Genomic DNA, 17,454 nt, shown 5'->3' with positions numbered 1-17,454 from the left:
GCAAACATATAATAAATATAGAAAAAGCAATGAACCTTCTGACAGTCCGGCGTCTAAGCGCCGGTCAGAAGATTCATGTAAAGATTCTAAATAGAAAGGTTGTTTAACATATGACTTTACCGGAAACAGTTAAAATGTACATCGATGAGGGCGTATCGGACAGTCAATATTACAAGCAGCTGGCTGATATGGCTCCGGATCAGGTAAGCCAGCAGCTCTTAAATGAGATGTCCGACAGCGAAATGCAGCACGCAAAAGAATTTGGTGCCATCTATCAAGGGATGACAGGAGAGGCGTATACCCCCCGTGTCTCCAGTTCTCTGCAAAGAAGACCATACCGTGAAGCTCTCCGTGACAAGGCTCTGTCCGAAGGCTATCGCTACCGCAGATACATGTCCAACTATAACAGAGGGTTAGGAGACGCCCTGCTGCTAGGTTCCCTGTTTGGTGCCGCCGTAGACAAAAACTTGAATTCCATTGCACTGCTTTACCTCTTAAGCAGACTTTAACTTTTATCTCATCTGAACAAAGAACCTGAGAAATCCATTGATTCTCAGGTTCTGATTTTTCTTTCTTTATTTATATTGCACTCTGAGTTCTATCTGGTCAGGCAGTTGGGTCAGTTCAGTTTCTGCGACCTTGAGAGGATAAGTCAGAATCTGAGTAAGCGCCACACCCGGTTCCGGGTCCGCAAAATTTGCATACACAGCCAGATTCGTCACGCCGTCCTTCTCTTCTATCGCCATCCGATCAATATTTAGATCAAAGCCTGATGTAGGTTTTTCACCCCGAGAAACGAGTACATATACTTTGTCATCTACCATACACGCAAGAGCTCTTTCCAAGTCCCTATATTCCGGTATGACCTGACCCACGATATCCTGAGGGATCTCTTGCTCTCCAAGGACTTTAAATTTTACAGCCTCCGACCCGCCAAAATGATTCATGGCAAATACGGCCGCTAAAAGAACTACCACTACAACTAAAATTATTATAAGGACTTTTTTCCACGGCCCACCCAACTTTTTCAAAAACTTATTCTCGCTCACAATAAAAACTCCCTTCGCCTGTAAATCTTCATAATCTTCCGATATACAAAAATCTATTCACGAAGGGAGACAAATATTCGTCTATTTTTATTTTTGATTTTCTATTGTAAAGATTTTACCGCAGCTACGATATTCGCTGCTGTCATTCCATACTTTTCTTTTAATTCCTCCGGCTTTCCCGATTCGCCAAACGTATCCTGCTGCCCGACAAAAGCCATCTGTATAGGCGCATGCTGACACACCACTTCTGCTACGGCAGCACCCAGTCCTCCGATGACTGAATGCTCCTCAGCCGTAACGATACCTTTCGTTTCTGCCGCTGCTTTCAGTATGATATCTTTATCGATCGGCTTAATGGTGTGCATGTCGATCACTCTTACGTCCAATCCTTCTTTTGCAAGCTGGTCTGCCGCCATTAATGCTTCGTTCACCATGATACCTGTCGCTATAATCGTATAGTCCTTTCCTTTTCGGATGCAGTTTCCCTTTCCGATTTCAATGACTGATTTTTCATTATAAATCATAGGAACTGCCGCTCGTCCAAGCCGAATATAAGCCGGACCCTCAAAGGCTACGGCCTGCCTGATCAATTCTTTTGCTGAAAAGCCGTCGCCGGGGTTGATGACCGTCATTCCGGGAATAGTTCTCATCAATGCCATATCTTCAAAGGTCTGGTGGCTGGCACCGTCTTCTCCTACTGTGATTCCTGAATGGGTCGCACAAATTTTCACATTGGCATGAGGGTATCCGATAGAATTCCGGATGATTTCAAAGGCTCTTCCTGCCGCAAACATAGCAAACGTACTGGCGCACACAATTTTTCCGGACAAGGCCAGACCCGCTGCCGCGCCGTACAGATTCTGTTCCGCAATCCCCATATTTAAGAACCGTTCCGGAAAATGTTTCCCAAAATCAGCGGTCATCGTTGATTTGGAAAGGTCTGCATCCATTACCACCAAATTATCATATTTATCTCCAAGCTCTACAAGAACCTGCCCATAAGCTTGTCTCGTCGCCATTTTTTCTGCCATTACCATTCACCTCCCAGTTCTTCTACTGCCCGTTTTGCTTCTTCATCATTCGGTGCTTTTCCATGCCATCCCGCATTATCCTCCATAAAGGAAACACCTTTACCCTTTATAGTCTTTGCAATAATGACAGTCGGTTTTCCCTCGGTATGTCTTGCCGTATTCAAGGCTTCAACGATCTCATCAAAATTATGGCCATCTATATAAAGCACATTCCATCCAAAGCTTCTGAACTTTTCATCTACCGGAGCCACGGTCATAACCTCTTCGTTTCTGCCGTCAATCTGAAGACCATTCCAATCTAAAATGGCCGTCATGTTATCCAGTCCGTAATGAGCGGCAGCCATAGCTGCTTCCCATACGATTCCTTCCTGCATTTCTCCGTCTCCCAGAAGGACATAAATTCTTCCTTCATTGTCATCCATTCTGTTTGCCAGAGCCATTCCTACAGAAGCAGAAAATCCTTGCCCCAAGGAGCCTGTGGACATTTCAACGCCCGGCACCTTCTTCATGTCCGGGTGGCCTTGAAGCTTAGAACCAATTTTACGCAACGTAAGTAATTCCTCTACCGGGAAAAATCCTTTTTCAGCCAGAGCCGAATACAAGACCGGATTGGCGTGTCCTTTTGAAAGAATAAACTTATCTCTGGTCAGCATCTTTGGATTTTTCGGATCGATGTTCATTTCACGAAAATATAATGCTGTAACGATATCCGCAGCTGAAAGGGAGCCGCCCGGATGCCCTGAACCGGCTGCATGCACGGCTCTGATTATATCAATTCTGATTCTTTGAGCAATTTCTTTTAATTCTGGGTATTTCATATTACTCGCCTCCTTCTTGCGACTATTGCTTGCCTTTTGCTAAGACTTTAACCATAAATAACGGCAATTGTGCCATTCTCTTATATCTGCTAGGTTCCTGTATCAACCTGTAAAGCCATTCCAATCCATGCTCCTGATAAAATTTCGGTGCCCTCTTTACGGTTCCCGCCCATACATCGAGACTTCCGCCGACACCTATTCCGGCACGGATATTTATTAATTCATTTCTATGCTCATAAATAAATTTTTCCTGCTTAGGAGCACCCAGCGCCGTGCATAAAAACTCTGCCCCCGACGCGTTGATTTCTTTGACCAAATCCGCTTCTTCCTGCTTTTTAAAGTATCCGTCATGGGTCCCCGCAATTTTCAGCCTTGGATGCTTGATTCGCATATTTTCTCCCGCCAGTTCCGCCACCGATGCTCTTTCCTCATTAGCCGGCTTGCTGCCCAGAAGATATACGGATTTCCCGTTCTGCTCTAAATATTCCAATATACTGTTCAGAAAATCTACCCCTGTCACTCTTTCGTTTAAGGGCTGACCGATTATTTTAGAAGCATATACCAAACCGATTCCATCAGGAATAATGAGTCCAGCCTCTTCTATCAGCATTTTTAGCTCCGGATCTCTGGTCGCATTCATTATTATTTCAGAATTGGGCGTTACGATTAAATCGCAGCCCGGTCTTTCCATAAGCCCTTTAAAAATTTCCATTGCCTGCTGATTGTTGACCATATCCACAGGTACGTCCAAAATTTTTATTCGTTTACTGTTTTCCATTATTTCTCCATTATCTTTTTAATCATTTCTTCGTTCGTATCCAATGCCTTGGTCAAATGCACAAGCTTTTCCTGCACTCTGTTTTTGATGACCTCCCGATGCTGTATGGTTTTATTGAACTCCTCCATGAAATCCTGATTATTGAAGTCATATATGGAGCACATGGCCTTCATACCAATAGACTTCATGAAAGAGTTGATTTTCGGATCATAAGAAATACCGATCATGGGAACATTCATAATGGCAGAGTGAATCAAGGCATGGAGCCGAACCCCCACCAGCAAATCCATATTTCCTATGATACTGAGCATTTCATTGGTTAAGTATTTATGTTTGATGGAACAGACCTTATCGCCCAGCCGCTTTTCCAGTTCCTCAATTACTCCTACATCTTCTGAATAGTGAAAAGGGATTAGAACGATCTGCGCTTTTTGCTCCGTTACCAACCTGTCTATGGCGATACAAAGCTCGTCCACAAATTCACTGTCCGTTTTGCGCTCCCTTATGGCGAATCCTACGGTAAGCCGGTCCCGATCGATTTGGATACCCTCTTTCCGCAGAATTTCTTGGCCTATGATCAGGGGAACGGGCTTGATTCTCAGTACCGGATCTGCAGTGACCTCTACTCTTTGAGGATCTACTCCAATTTCCGCAAGAAATTCTTTAGAAGCCTCATCCCGGACAACAATTCCGCTGACCTTTGATAAAGTCCTGGCAGTCAGTCTTCTGTTTAAATTAGAATTGATTGGTCCGATTCCCTGGCTGTAGATAAAAATCTTCTTCCTGAAAAGCTGAGCCAGCCACATGATGATCAAATAGTATAAGATGCTTTTCTTACTGGTGACATCCTGCAAAAGGCTTCCGCCTCCGCTGACCAGCAAATCACACCTTTTTACAGCTTTCACAATGCTCTTCATCGATTTTCTGCTTGCGGATTTTACGCCGTACTTTTCAGCTGTAGAGACAGGATCTTGCGACAACACAGTAATTTCAATATCCTCAAGCCTGTCCTGCAGATTGTCCACCACTGCGCGCAAAATGGATTCATCCCCAATATTGTTGAACCCATAGTACCCTGAAATCAATATCTTATACATGAATTACCTGCCCTCTTCCTGATTTGTACAGCCCGCCTGAAACGGCACGATCCATTTTGTATATATCTTATAAATCATTTCAAAGACAAAAATTCCAATAATACCTGCAATAACGCCAAATAGTAAGGAGTATCCTGTTCTGAAAAAGCCCAGGTACAGCGGCGTCCTGATATGCATAAAGGTATTGTTCACCGAGGTCATACCGATGACTCCGCAAAGTCCAAACAGAACAGGCCACAATTTAAATCTTCTTACAGAAGTATAGACCATCAGCATAATCGAAGGGAATGCGAACAGAAATTCCTTATTTCTAGGTCTTGCGACTAACATATCCTCCAGATAATTTCTAAAGATCATTTCGATGCTGGACACTTCAACAGAGGATTCATGACCAGTCCTGGCGATATAGTAATATCCCACTCCGGCGAGCGCAGCCCCCACAAGAATCATCCAAATCTTAATGGAGGTGTTCATCATGTCTTTTAAATCATGAAACTCCAGTTTTCCTGCATTCTTTTTCTTTTCACCGAATCCAAAATATGCCAAATAGGCAACGGCAAAATACGCGATCGGCAGCAGCTGTGCCAGCTTCACTCCTCTGAAAATGTCGATTTCAAGCATATAGCTGGTGGAGGATAACGGAGCTGCCGTCATCATGCCGCCCATTAGGGAAATCAGCACACAGGCTATCAACGTCAACGCGGACAACCCCATCAGCTTTATTAAAGGAGTATCCGGTCTCAAGGTATCCCGAAGTCCTTGGCTCACTCCTGTAAACAGTGTAATAGCCAGACAGGCAAAAACCACCGCTGAGACAAAAGAAAGCAGAAGCACAAAGCTGTTAGGTATCACATAGGAAGCGGCCAGTGCACCAGCTGCGCCTAATACGCCCAAGATAATTTTTCCTCTTTTTTTCAGAGGCAAAAATGCGCTGAGCAGAAGAACTGCCGCTGCAACACAGCCGAAAGCTGTAAACATCTTTAAAGCATAGCTTACCTCATGGTACTTCATGACAGAAGCGGAACCATAGGAGAAGTTATGTGCTTCCAGCCTTTTATCAAGGCTTGTAAACATCTTTTCGTATACCTTCATGTCGGTTACATAAGTAAATAAATCCTGATTTTCTTTGATCGGTTTAAAATAAATGACCCGGACATTTCTTTCAGTAATGGCTCTAAACAGCGTATTTTCGATTTCCTCAGCACCTTCGTACCCATAGAATTTATATCTATATTGTATATAATTCCACACAGAGAAAACCCGTACGGCATCATACTCCGTGTCTTTAGCAATCTCCTCCACACCATCCTGCAAAATGTTCTGAAGCTGCGTAGTATTTTCTATCAATCCAATCTTAATGTGGTTATCTTTTATATACTTTTCAGCCAGCTTGATACCGTCATCATATCCAATCACACCTTCTCCGCCCGCAATAAGATACTCTGGCTTAATGCCGTACTTTTCGTACTCGGCAATGACAGCTTTCCCATACTTATCTCCGTTATATCCGCCATAGCACAGCGTTCTCGGTATGATTTCAAGCCCCAAAGCCTGAACCTTTTCAACCTTTTCAGGCAGCAGCCCTAGGCTGATATACATAATCTTGGAGCCGACAATATCTGTTCGTTCTATAAATCCGCCTTTCTTGGAATTGGCCAATTTATATGGCTGCGAGTACAAAGCGGTCTTAGAATCACCGTCAATGACCACATAGGCAGAATCGCCGAAATCCATGGCATAATATTTGTTCTTTTCAAATCTGTTCTTTACAGCATTCAACACAAAATCTGCCGCTCTGCGGGAATCCATCTGAACCAGTACATCGTACGAATCATACCCGTGTTCTGTGAGTCCCTGAACAAATGCTGCCGGAAGCTTATCCTTCCAGTCCGCTTCCTTCGTGACTTCATCCATGGTCTTACCGCTTACTTCCAGATCCGTATCCTCCATAAGCGTCACGATACTCTCCTCAGAAAGGCCGATCTTCGTAATATTCAGCTTGTCCCTGAACTGCTTCAACCAATAGGAAACATCTTTATGCGACTGTTCCGCCATCAATTCAAGCTCATTGTAATCTGCTATGATATCATAGGTCTTATTATTTTTTTCTATGGCAATCCTATGTCCTATAGAAATGCCTGAAATAAGTACAAAAACAAAAATGACAATGATTAACCATTTGTTTTCTTTAAAAAATGCCCTCATAAAATATGTAACTCCTTACTTTTTCCATGTTACTGAATCGTATATGTACCTCTGATCATCACCCATATGTCTGTTGTCGCGGTTATACCTCTGTCGTCATTTCTTGGAACCAGCAGCAGGTGGTTTACCGCCACCTGACTGCCGGTCGTCAAATCCGTACCGGCCGTAAGGTCTGAGACACCATTTGCGCCGTTGTCGATAGCCGTAGCTTCCCCGCTTCGCAGTATGATTTCTGTTCCTTCTCCGCCGATCAGTTTTTGTCCCGCTGTAAGACTTATAGGGGAATATGAAGTTCTGCTGTCTACATAACTTTTCGTAACAACCGGATCTGATTCAGAACCGGGCTGGTCTGTGGCTGCCATAGCCATTGAAATGCCAAACACCAGTACAAGTATCGTTACTATAGAAATTATTATGCTTTTCTTCATATCTTCCTCCCATTTCCCTTTCTCCACTCGTTTCCGAGTGTTTTTGTATTTACTTTATATATGGTTACACCTAGCTCATGTTGTTCGGTGCAATTCCTAAACTTACGGTCAATGCCTCATTCACATTTGGAAGAAGCGCTTCATCAATGGTTCCGATTCTCTCTTTTAATCTCTTTTTATCTATCGTTCTGAGTTGTTCGAGCAGAACCACTGACTTTTTGCTTAATCCATTATCTTTAGCGTCTATCTCAACATGTGTAGGCAGCTTCGCCTTGTTCAGCTGTGAAGTAACAGCAGCTACTATAATAGTAGGACTGTACTTGTTGCCTACATCGTTTTGCACTACAAGAACGGGTCTTATACCCCCCTGTTCAGAGCCTATGACCGGACTTAAATCTGCGAAATAAATATCGCCTTTTTTCACTAACAAGTCACTCACTCTCCAATTTTTAGTTAATCTCTTTTACTATATTTTATCCCATTGTTTTTTGGATGGCCAAAGCTGTCATATCTGCTATATCTCCAGCTATCAGGCCGTATTCTCCAAAGCGTTCCGCTCCCAAATCGCCTGCCAGCCCATGCAGACAGACACCCGCTTTAGCAGCGTCCTCAGGTAAAAGTCCCTGCCCCGCAAGGGAAGTGATGATTCCCGTAAGAACATCTCCCGCACCTCCGGTGGCCATACCGGGATTACCTGTAGTATTAGTATATGAATTTCCCTCCGGCGTTGCCACAATCGTCCCTTCCCCTTTTAGCACGACAACGGCATTTGTCTCTTCTACGAGACGGGCTGAAAGCTCCTGCCTGTCCATCTCCTTGGCGCTGGTAATATCAATGGAAAGCAGTCTCGCAGCTTCGCCTGTATGCGGCGTGATGATGACGCTGCACCGGGCATTTTTTAATTCTTTCTGCATGTGATTTAATGCGATCTGATTTAGACCGTCGGCATCCAGAACAAAGGTTCCTTCATATCTTTGCAATATTTTTCTGATCAATTGTACATTTTCCGATTCCTCCCCTAACCCCGGACCTGCTGCAATCGCATGGTATCGCTGCTTGTCCAAATTAAGAGACGTTCTTGAAACACAGGTTGCTTCGGGTATCCCCGTCTGAAGGATGGGGAAAAGCTCCTCCGGCACCGCGATCTGCACAAGACCCGCACCGCTTCGCAGTGCTCCTCTTCCGCACAGAATGGCAGCACCTGCCATTCCCAAGGACCCTGCAATCAAGAGAATTCTTCCGCAATCACCTTTATGTATGTCTCTTTTTCGTCTCTTGATTACAGTATTTACATATTCTAAAGTAATTAAACCATTTTTCATAAAAAAACCTTTATTAAATTCCCAGCAAGACGGATGCCATCAAAAAATACGTAATAACAGACACCATGTCTGTCAAAGAGGCAATCATAGGGGAGGCCATTAACGCCGGATCGATTCCTACCTTTTTGGCCAGCATCGGCAGCATACTTCCGATTACCTTTGCCGCTATAACAATAACAAGCATAGAGCTGCACACCGTCAATGCAATCATGGAGCCCTGCCCATCCAGCCAGCAGATCCGCACGAAATTTAAGGAGCTTAAAATAATTCCTACAATGGTGCTGACCCGGATCTCCTTCCACATGACCTTGCCGAAATCGGAAAGATCGATTTCATCCAGGGACATCCCGCGTATAATAAGCGTAGCCGACTGGGAACCGGAATTTCCTCCCGTGCCCATCAGCATGGGCAGATAGGCTACTAAGCTGATCACCTTGGACAGCACATCCTCAAAGCTGGCTATAATTCCGCCTGTAATCACATAGGAGCACATTAAAAGAAAAAGCCATGGAATTCTGTTTTTTACATGATGCCAAACGCTCATATCCAAATATTCTTTATCGGAGCTGTCAATAACTCCCGCCATTCTCTCAAAGTCTTCGGTAGTTTCCTCTTCGATAACATCTAAGATATCGTCTACCGTAATGATGCCTACCAGCCTGTTTTCCTTATCTACTACAGGCACCGCAAGGAAGCCGTATTTTTTAAAGATATCCGATACTTCCTCCTGATCATCATACACGTTGACACTGATAAAATCCGTATGCATGAACTCGGAAATACACAAGTCGTCATCCGCGATAACCAATGTTCTGAGAGAAACGATTCCTAAAAGGGTTCGTCCCCTGTCCTTCACATAGCAGGTATATACGGTTTCACTGTCCATACCTTCTTTTTTTATATAGGCTAGTGCCTCTGCCACCGTCATATTCTTTTCCAGACTTATATAATCCGGAGTCATCAGACTTCCGGCGCAAGTATCCGGATAATTTAAAAACGTATTGATCAGTTTTCGCTCATCCTTAGGGGTCTTTTCAAGAATCTTATCCACTACATTGGCAGGCAGCTCTTCTAACACGTCGATCATATCGTCGAAAGCCAGCTCGTCCATGATGTAGCTCACTTCTTTATCCGTTATGACATTGATAATAGCCACCTGATCCTCGATCGGCAGGTATGAGAACACTTCTACGGATACATTTTTAGGCAGTGTCCGAAATACGATAACAGCGATTTCCACGTCGAGTTCTCCCATGATGTCTTCCAGTATCTCGGCTATATCGACGGAATTGTTTTTCAGCAAGAGGTCTCTTGCCTTTCCGTATTTTTTATTCTGCAATAGCTCCAGAATTTCTTCCAGTATTTCGTTTAATGTTTTTTCCTGTTCCATTGGAATATACCTCCTTTATTTTATATGGGGCAAATCCAAATTTTTGAAACAGGGTCAGTTCGTCATAACATGCAAAAACTGCGGATTTACCCTATATTTATATGTTGCTAAACTTCTCCGCTCGGGACTAGGTCCAAGTTCCACAATCTTCACATCCTTTCGTTGTTATCTTTTTATTTTAGTTTTACTCATAACTAATAAATTATACTCCATTTAAGGGTAGGTTTGCAAGACCTTGCTTTATTTGTTATTCTTTTAACGTTTTATTTATTAAAATGTGGTTGGCAAAGGCCGCCGCCCTCTCTTCGATTCCCGGAATGTCCAAAACCGTCCCCGGGTTATTGGCAGTTTCCATCAGGACAAAACCGGCCGGCAGATAAAAGGTCTTATTCATGTTGAGAGAACTGATCAGCTGCTGGGCGACGATGTCACCCCCGCTATATCCCGATACAATGATACCAAACAATGCTTTTTCATAAAATTTATGGGTCATAAATAAAGCCGTCAGCCGATTAATAAAGGCGGCAATATTGGCACTGACCGCATCATTATAATTCGGACATACAAGCAGCAACGTATCTGCCTCTAAAATAGCCGGATAAACTTGATCCGATATGATTCCTCCATAAAAGCAGGTATTATTTTCGCCAAAGTGCAGACATTGACCATATGGACATCCGATACAGTCTACCACCGTCCCGTTGAGCAAAGAAATTTCCTTTATATCGCAGCCTTTTAAATGCCCCTTTACCTTTTCCCATAAGAGCAGACTATTGGAAATTCTTTTATTTCCTGCATGAAGCATCAAGATTTTGGGATGATCTTTTTTAAGGTAATCAAATGTCATCACCCTTTTTACCAATTCATGACCGGACTCCATATAAGCCCCCATGTTATCTGTTTCCAGATTCTTCGCCGCAATATTAAAATTCTGCAAAGATCTTGTACCTTCTACAAGAGGCCTTCCCACAAAGGTACAGCCCGCCAGATTGGCACTCAGGACCAGTTCTCTGGCAAAGGATTTGGTATAGAGCTCACTGTTTCCGTCCACAAGAATTCCGCCGATGCTTCCCTGAAAGCACAATCCGCTTTTTCTGATTTTTTTTAAAATGGCATACCATTCCAGATTGATGCCGGATTCTCCCAGGGACACAGCAAAGAGGATCCTCTTATTGGTCAGATCATATTCTTCAAATTCTTCTACTGTAGCAATCGTATCAAAGGTATATCCCTCTAAGCTTTTAGCCAATATAGCCCTCAACCTCCCGGCTTTATTCTTCTCTCTGCAATAAGGCTTGATCAATACCAGGTCATCCTTCTCCATACACATTCTGTCCGCCTCCTTCCGCATTCTGTCCGGTGCTTTAACACTGCGGCAAAATTGATAGCGAGTTTTCAAATAAAAGTTTTTAGGTTATCATATGCATTTTTTATCCGCAAGAATAGAGGCTCCGGCAGGAACGTATCCTCCCATTGGGTCCCCCGCTCCGTCATGCGATTTAACGCACCTATGAAGGCTCCCTCCTTGCTCCTTCCCATAAAGTTTGAACTGTAATGCCATTCTCCCCGCAAAGTGAGCAGCAGGGAAATAGCCCCTGAGGACAAAGCCGGCGCTATATAAGGTTTAAAACCAAGCTCTCTGACCTCTGTATTGGCATCAATCGTTAATCTGGTCAACTCCCGGGATAACTCATCATCGTAATCCTGTACACTGTCTGCAAGAACCAGATCCTGTCCATGCGGTCCGAAAGCTCTGCCTTCGCTCAAATAGCGTCTGAACCGTTCCTCCCTTTTTGCATAATAGATAGCTCTGCTGTTCATGACTCCCAGACCAAATCCCTGTATCTGTTCGGCGCACAGTCTGCCTCCTGCGGCCAGCCAGGCTGCCTTGCACAGCGGATCCACCGGATCTGACAGAACGGCAAATAATCCTTTGAAATTTTTATCTGCCGCCATCCTTGCATATTGTTCCACTATTTTTTTATTGCCTGCAAACTGAGCCATTCGCACATCCTGCACTTTTTCATTTAGGGGCGGCACCGCTTTTGCCGCACAAAAGATGAACAGATCACAATGAAACAGCTCTTCTGCGGTAATGCTCCGAACCTCCGGAAGCTTCCTTGGATCAAGCGGGAATGTAATCTGATTTATTTCCATTTCATATCTTCGGCACAGGTCAGTGTTCATGTCGTAAATCCCTATGCATTCAATAACATCCGCCCCCATCAGCTTTAATCCGGTCAGGAGCGTACTGCCCACATCTCCTAAAGCAAGCAGATTTACTCTCTTTTTATGCTGAAACGAAAACGGCATATATCCTGTCCTTTCAGCTTGGGAATCCAAATCAGTTAATCTGTACACCTTTACACTTCCTCATCCGGTTCTTTTTAAACCATATTTTTTAATCGCATTAGTTTTTCAATATCATTGGATACATATACGGAAGGGGCCAGATTTTCATCATACCCGATGCAATATCCCTTGTCCGGACACCTTGGGGAATAAATGACCTCTCCAAGCCTATTCAAGGTCAAATTTTTCTCAAAAGTTCTTTGAAACTCTTCCTCCAGCACTTTCAGAATCTTTTCAGCATTTTTTAAGCAGGTCAGTGAAAATGTAAAGACCGCCCTCCTATCTTCTCCGGCCAAAAATGCCGGCAGTACATAGGGCAGTATCATATTGACAGACGGAATCAAATTTCCGGTAAAAGAATATTCTCTTTCTACGCTGTCCCCTCCTAAAAACGGATACATGGCATCCTCTATGAACCAAGTTCTGAGGTGGGGGATAAAGTAAGCGCTGTCTACGTTTCTTCCCTGAATCGCCATCAAATCCTTTCCCTTGCCGGAAAGAACGCCTACAATGATTTTCTCTACCTGGATATCTGTCTTTTTAAAAATGGGATCTAACTCCTTCAGCCGATATCCCTTATGCAGCATGTCATCTACCAACAGCACAGGCCGATGAAAGGATTCTATGGTACCGATCTGATTTTCAAGGGTTGTATAATTTGGAAATTCCTTAATTTTAAAGCTTCTCACCTGCGTATCAAAAATTTTTTCCGTATGAAGGGTTTTTGTAACGGTATTTGGTACGGCTTTGCCATCCAAAATTTTTCCAAAAGGCACACACATGTATGGCCCTAACCTTCGAATTTTTGTATGCTCTCTTGAAACGCCGTTTACCGCCGTGATCATGTCTACCAATCGATGGTGCATAATCCCCGAGTTGAAAGACAGCACAAGACTTCCCTTATAAATCTGAGTCAGGGAATTCTGCATATTGATATGTGCCTGCTTTAACACTTGTAAAATCCTTTGGTTTGTATCAAAAGGACTTTTTATTCTCATTTCCATATTTTCAAATAAGATGACCGGCGATTGCATGTCGACAAAATAAATAGCCGAGCCGTTCAAATCCTCCGATATGTTGAAAAATCCCTGACGGCGCATTACCGCTTCTACCCTCTGGCTGTAGGCCTCCGATTTTGAAAATATGGGATTGTATACCGCATACGTAAAGCCCGTTCTCAGACAGTCGGCAAGAGCTTCCGTCAAAAGGATCTGCTCCAAATCGTCGATCTTACTATCCGCACTGACAAGGAGTGCTCCCAAAACGGCAACTTTTCCGGAGGAATGCTCTCTGATATAAGAGGCTGCTTCTGACTGGTGAAATTCTCTATATAAATTTACCGTATCCAGCTCATGAAATAAAACGACCCCCAGGACCCGGTCATAATCGCTTCCATTTTTTATAACCATCGCGGTGACCTCTTTATTTTCCACATAATCCGACAGACTGTCCTTAATGGCTGAAAGGCCTCCCATTGCTGCACTGACAGCACAAAAGATTTCTGCATTATCATGCTTGATCACCTCAAGAATAATGGAAGAGGATCGTATGACGCTTTTGTATTGCGGTTCCCTCAGATACAGACTATTCCTATAAATATAGTTTTGCGCCACCGTATCAATTAAATTGGAAATGTCCCGATCATTATCTATATTTTCTCTGATTCTGGTAGAACTGATGTCCTCCAGATGAACCGGAAGCTTCAACTCAATGACAGCACCTTGAATCGGATTGACTGAATGGGATGAATCGTTCGCTTCTGCGGAGCCTTCCACCTCACTGTCTCTTTTAAATACGATGTGATTCATATGGTGTATAGAATCCGGTTCCGGTGATTTTTTGTAAGAAGAGGCATGGGCGATTACATCACTTCCTACCACCATATATAAATCCTTATCTGCGAATATCTTTTTCAACCGCCTTAAATCAGCAGGATTAGCAAGGTTTACGGAGATATGGTCCGGAAAAATATACACGCCGCTTTCGTCCGCTACAGACATGCTGACAATCTGTTTTCGTATCATGCGGGGCTGTGTTCTTTTGGACCAGGAAAACTCATCCAAAGCCAAATACACTTCAAATCCCAGCTTCTTGATTTCCTGCACGATTCCCTTATGACTGAGGGAGAATGGATCAAACGTACCCGGGAAAAAAGCCACCTTAGAAGGATCCGCGAAATCAAAGCTTTCATTCTGCATCAGATAATCCGTAATAAATCGGTAGATATGATTTAAGGCTGCGGCATTGTTGTAAAAGGAAAGTTCATTTTCTTTTTTATCTGCTATAAGAGTCACTATTTTTTTATAGGTCTGTTCAAAGACAGTCCGTTTGTCCTGAAGGGACAACTCCCCGCTGCCAAAAATGCTCTGTCCAATCACCAGAAAGGCCTCCTGACTGATTATTTCATCATAATTGGCAAACCCTCTGAGAAGGATACCAATCATCAGTTCTCTGCGCTTTTCATAGATTTCAGCTGCTTCCTCGAACCGCTTCCCATAGCCCGGATATTTCTTGATCATAACGCCCAGCGTATCCAGCGCAACAGAAGCAATCCGCTGATTTGTACTGTCTGAAAGCTTCTTTAAATCCCCTAACAGTTCATCCAGTTCACGTGGATGCAGATACATAGCCAGCTCGCCCAAATACTCCGGTATATATTTTGAAAACTGGTATTCCCCAATTTCCAAGCCCTTCGTCATTTCGATGATGATCTCATTTCTCTGATCCAAAGACAAAAGCTTTATGACCTGTAATAACCCTTTGCCCGCACTGTGTCTCACGGTAATTCGTTCACTGACTTTGACCAGATTAGAAAAATGCGTGGCAATATGAAGCTTTTCCTCGTACATGCCCCGGTTTAGTTTATCCAGCAAAAACTCTATATTCACTGCTTTGATGACCCACGGTGTATCTATTTTTAGATTTTCCAGATATAAATCAGACTCCACCTGATTTTCTTTATATAATTTTTCTTCATACAGGCATTTCTCTTTCGTATATTCTCCTAAAGCAGATAAAATTTTATATTTGAGATAAGCCACAGATATCCGGTCTTCATGCACACCTTCCATGATTTGCACGATAGAAGGCTTTATTTTTTCTATCACGCAAGGATCTTCGCATTCCGCTGCCACATACTTTGCACATCTTAAAGCGGCTATTTTAATTTCTAAGGAGTCCCTCTCAGACATTTCGCCGGCAAAGGTCATCAAACGTATCATACTTTCCTTGCTGTAGATTCCAAGGGGAACAACTAAAGCCGTAGCCAGCATCATAAAAGCTGAACCATCTTCCATACGCCTGTTTTGAAAATGGGAGAAGAACACATCCAGATATTGCTGTCTCTCTACCTCTGTTCTGCATTTTTCAAGCATGATAGTCATAAGCGTCTTTAGGCTGTATCGAATCCACCGCTTGTGCTGTTCTGTCACTTTATAATCCGGAAAAATAATTTGTTCTATGAATTGTTTCCACAGCTCCAGTGCGGTCATTTCTTTAGAATCCACATGGGCATCCTCCGGAAGTTCCTTTCGGAAGTCCTCGTCATAGTTCACGATGATGGCCGCCATAATACCTGCGGCCTGTCTTCTTATATCGCCCTCTCTGTGCATAAGCAGTTCATACAGAAAATGCAAGGTATATAATTTTTGCTTCTGCGTCATGTACGTGGAATATTCACTAAAAATATTCAAATATGCCCGAATGCTTTTCCATTGCTTTTCACTTCTAGCCTTTTCCAAAAGATTTGCAAAAGAAATATCATTGTTTAAATGGCTCATCAAGGTTATGTTGTGTTCGATGGCAAGAAACTTTAATTTTGCTATGGTCTGCTGTGTATTTAAGAGGGATTCCCCTTTCTGATCTGCTTTTAAAACGCAATTGGAATTTAAATCCACAGAAATACCTATGTCCTTCATGTATTTCTCAAAATCACTGAGCTTGGAATATACCCGGATATATCGTCTGCTTTTTTCTTCATTCACATGATCCAGCTTGTTAAGAATAATATCAAAAGACTCTTCCAAGGAATAAAAATGCACGATTTCATCCCCATCCTTATCTCTGCTGCTCTTGACTCTAAAATCGGCATAAATCAATACCAGCGATTCCACTGAAAGATTCTCCAGCTCCAGATCCCACGTGGAATGATTGGCCGCAATATGAGCGATGGTGGGCATACCATTTTCTTTAAACAGCTGGTCGGAATAATAATAGTGCAGGTAAGGAATTTTTTCTGTTTCATGAGGCTTACATCCATACTTTCCCAGATCATGTCCGGCAGCCGCACCCGAAACAAGAGCCATATCAATGGGCATGCCCAGCTTCTTAAGCTGCCTTGCTATATGCATCGCCACAAAATGAACGCCGGCTATATGGCCCACCGTATTAAAGGAGGTCAGCTCTTTAAAAATCAGCATAAATTCGTAAATGTAAGAATCATTCCAAAATCGGATGAACTTCATATATTCATCCCTTACCGGGCACGATTTAAATTCTTCCTCCGCCAGTAATTCTATATTTTGAGAAGGATCAAATGCCCTGTTTGCGTTCTGCCATTGAATAAATATACGGATGATGCGAAGAAGCATATCCGTTCCTGCTCTTTTTTCTTCTCTCGTTCCCGTAGGAAATAATCTTTCTATCGTATTGTTTTTTATGCATTCAAGCCACCCCTCTTCCGGTTCCGTATCCAGAGCGGAAATCGTGGAACGGCTGGCTTCTGCTATGGCTGTACAGGTCATTTTCTCTAAGGAAAGAAGCTCTGCAATGCGTGCCTGCCAGTTCTGATCCCGTAATAACTTGACCATTATCTTCTTTGGCACATCCGCCTCTTTTAGAAAATCTCTGTCCGTCAAGGATTTTTCCAGCTGCCTGTATATCTCTGTCACTGCTTTTTTATACATCATACACCTCTCCGCTGTAGCACCGTACTACCCGCACCGCAACGCTTCTCTGCGGCAACGCTGACTTTAATAGTTGCGTT

Annotated in this window: 13 protein-coding genes and 1 pseudogene; 1 reads left to right on the top strand and 13 read right to left on the bottom strand. The window is 43.2% G+C overall.

The genetic code is table 11. The features are described from left to right. Positions 1-110 precede the first annotated feature (110 nt). On the top strand, positions 111-509 hold the full coding sequence (locus EQM06_RS04735) for a ferritin family protein (RefSeq protein WP_128745232.1): 399 nt from the start codon (positions 111-113) through the stop codon (positions 507-509). 66 nt (positions 510-575) lie between these two features. On the opposite strand, the gene EQM06_RS04730 is transcribed toward EQM06_RS04735, so the two are convergent. The 13 genes and pseudogenes from EQM06_RS04730 to EQM06_RS04670 form a co-directional block, all read right to left on the bottom strand. Further along, positions 576-1,049 (bottom strand): protease complex subunit PrcB family protein, encoded by a 474-nt coding sequence (locus EQM06_RS04730; RefSeq protein WP_205666594.1) that lies wholly within the window; start codon positions 1,047-1,049, stop codon positions 576-578. Positions 1,050-1,150: 101 nt separating this feature from the next. Continuing rightward, positions 1,151-2,080, bottom strand: coding sequence for a transketolase family protein (locus EQM06_RS04725; RefSeq protein WP_128745230.1), 930 nt, complete (start codon positions 2,078-2,080; stop codon positions 1,151-1,153). Continuing rightward, a pseudogene (locus tag EQM06_RS04720) lies at positions 2,080-2,904 on the bottom strand (transketolase); the annotation flags it as partial. The pseudogene EQM06_RS04720 and the gene EQM06_RS04725, both read right to left, overlap by 1 nt. 16 nt (positions 2,905-2,920) lie before the next feature. Further along, positions 2,921-3,676, bottom strand: a complete 756-nt coding sequence (locus tag EQM06_RS04715; RefSeq protein ID WP_128745228.1) for a WecB/TagA/CpsF family glycosyltransferase — start codon at positions 3,674-3,676, stop codon at positions 2,921-2,923. Then, positions 3,676-4,773, bottom strand: a complete 1,098-nt coding sequence (gene csaB, locus EQM06_RS04710) for a polysaccharide pyruvyl transferase CsaB (protein ID WP_128745227.1) — start codon at positions 4,771-4,773, stop codon at positions 3,676-3,678. Before csaB ends, EQM06_RS04715 begins: the two co-directional genes overlap by 1 nt. 3 nt (positions 4,774-4,776) lie before the next feature. Beyond that, positions 4,777-6,978, bottom strand: coding sequence for a DUF5693 family protein (locus EQM06_RS04705; RefSeq protein WP_128745226.1), 2,202 nt, complete (start codon positions 6,976-6,978; stop codon positions 4,777-4,779). Positions 6,979-7,007: 29 nt separating this feature from the next. Then, positions 7,008-7,406 carry a hypothetical protein gene (locus EQM06_RS04700; protein WP_128745225.1) on the bottom strand — a complete coding sequence of 133 codons (399 nt, stop codon included), beginning with the start codon at positions 7,404-7,406 and terminating at the stop codon, positions 7,008-7,010. A 70-nt stretch (positions 7,407-7,476) separates the two neighbouring features. Further along, the gene (locus tag EQM06_RS04695; RefSeq protein WP_128745224.1) at positions 7,477-7,836 is read right to left on the bottom strand and encodes a type II toxin-antitoxin system PemK/MazF family toxin; all 360 of its coding nucleotides are present in this window, start codon (positions 7,834-7,836) and stop codon (positions 7,477-7,479) included. A gap of 43 nt (positions 7,837-7,879) precedes the next feature. Then, positions 7,880-8,728, bottom strand: coding sequence for an NAD(P)H-hydrate dehydratase (locus EQM06_RS04690; protein WP_128745223.1), 849 nt, complete (start codon positions 8,726-8,728; stop codon positions 7,880-7,882). Between the two features lie 13 nt (positions 8,729-8,741). Next, a complete protein-coding gene (gene mgtE, locus EQM06_RS04685) occupies positions 8,742-10,118 on the bottom strand; it encodes a magnesium transporter (protein ID WP_128745222.1) in 1,377 nt (458 codons plus the stop codon). A 247-nt stretch (positions 10,119-10,365) separates the two neighbouring features. Next, positions 10,366-11,448 (bottom strand): flavodoxin family protein, encoded by a 1,083-nt coding sequence (locus EQM06_RS04680; RefSeq protein ID WP_230975025.1) that lies wholly within the window; start codon positions 11,446-11,448, stop codon positions 10,366-10,368. Positions 11,449-11,513: 65 nt separating this feature from the next. Further along, the gene (locus EQM06_RS04675; RefSeq protein WP_230975024.1) at positions 11,514-12,479 is read right to left on the bottom strand and encodes a lactate dehydrogenase; all 966 of its coding nucleotides are present in this window, start codon (positions 12,477-12,479) and stop codon (positions 11,514-11,516) included. A 26-nt stretch (positions 12,480-12,505) separates the two neighbouring features. Beyond that, a complete protein-coding gene (locus EQM06_RS04670; RefSeq protein WP_128745221.1) occupies positions 12,506-17,377 on the bottom strand; it encodes a nicotinate-nicotinamide nucleotide adenylyltransferase in 4,872 nt (1,623 codons plus the stop codon). Positions 17,378-17,454: the final 77 nt, after the last annotated feature.

The organism is Aminipila luticellarii (assembly GCF_004103735.1).
GTDB lineage: Bacteria > Bacillota > Clostridia > Peptostreptococcales > Anaerovoracaceae > Aminipila > Aminipila luticellarii.
This window is presented reverse-complemented; position numbering and strand designations above follow the sequence as displayed.

Excerpts from the sequence above, each read along its gene's own strand:
- EQM06_RS04735 (WP_128745232.1), top strand. The coding sequence starts at position 111 with ATGACTTTACCGGAAACAGTTAAAATGTACATCGATGAGGGCGTATCG.
- EQM06_RS04725 (WP_128745230.1), bottom strand. The coding sequence starts at position 2,080 with ATGGCAGAAAAAATGGCGACGAGACAAGCTTATGGGCAGGTTCTTGTA.
- EQM06_RS04715 (WP_128745228.1), bottom strand. The coding sequence starts at position 3,676 with ATGGAAAACAGTAAACGAATAAAAATTTTGGACGTACCTGTGGATATG.
- csaB (WP_128745227.1), bottom strand. The coding sequence starts at position 4,773 with ATGTATAAGATATTGATTTCAGGGTACTATGGGTTCAACAATATTGGG.
- EQM06_RS04705 (WP_128745226.1), bottom strand. The coding sequence starts at position 6,978 with ATGAGGGCATTTTTTAAAGAAAACAAATGGTTAATCATTGTCATTTTT.
- EQM06_RS04700 (WP_128745225.1), bottom strand. The coding sequence starts at position 7,406 with ATGAAGAAAAGCATAATAATTTCTATAGTAACGATACTTGTACTGGTG.
- EQM06_RS04690 (WP_128745223.1), bottom strand. The coding sequence starts at position 8,728 with ATGAAAAATGGTTTAATTACTTTAGAATATGTAAATACTGTAATCAAG.
- mgtE (WP_128745222.1), bottom strand. The coding sequence starts at position 10,118 with ATGGAACAGGAAAAAACATTAAACGAAATACTGGAAGAAATTCTGGAG.
- EQM06_RS04680 (WP_230975025.1), bottom strand. The coding sequence starts at position 11,448 with ATGTGTATGGAGAAGGATGACCTGGTATTGATCAAGCCTTATTGCAGA.
- EQM06_RS04670 (WP_128745221.1), bottom strand. The coding sequence starts at position 17,377 with ATGATGTATAAAAAAGCAGTGACAGAGATATACAGGCAGCTGGAAAAA.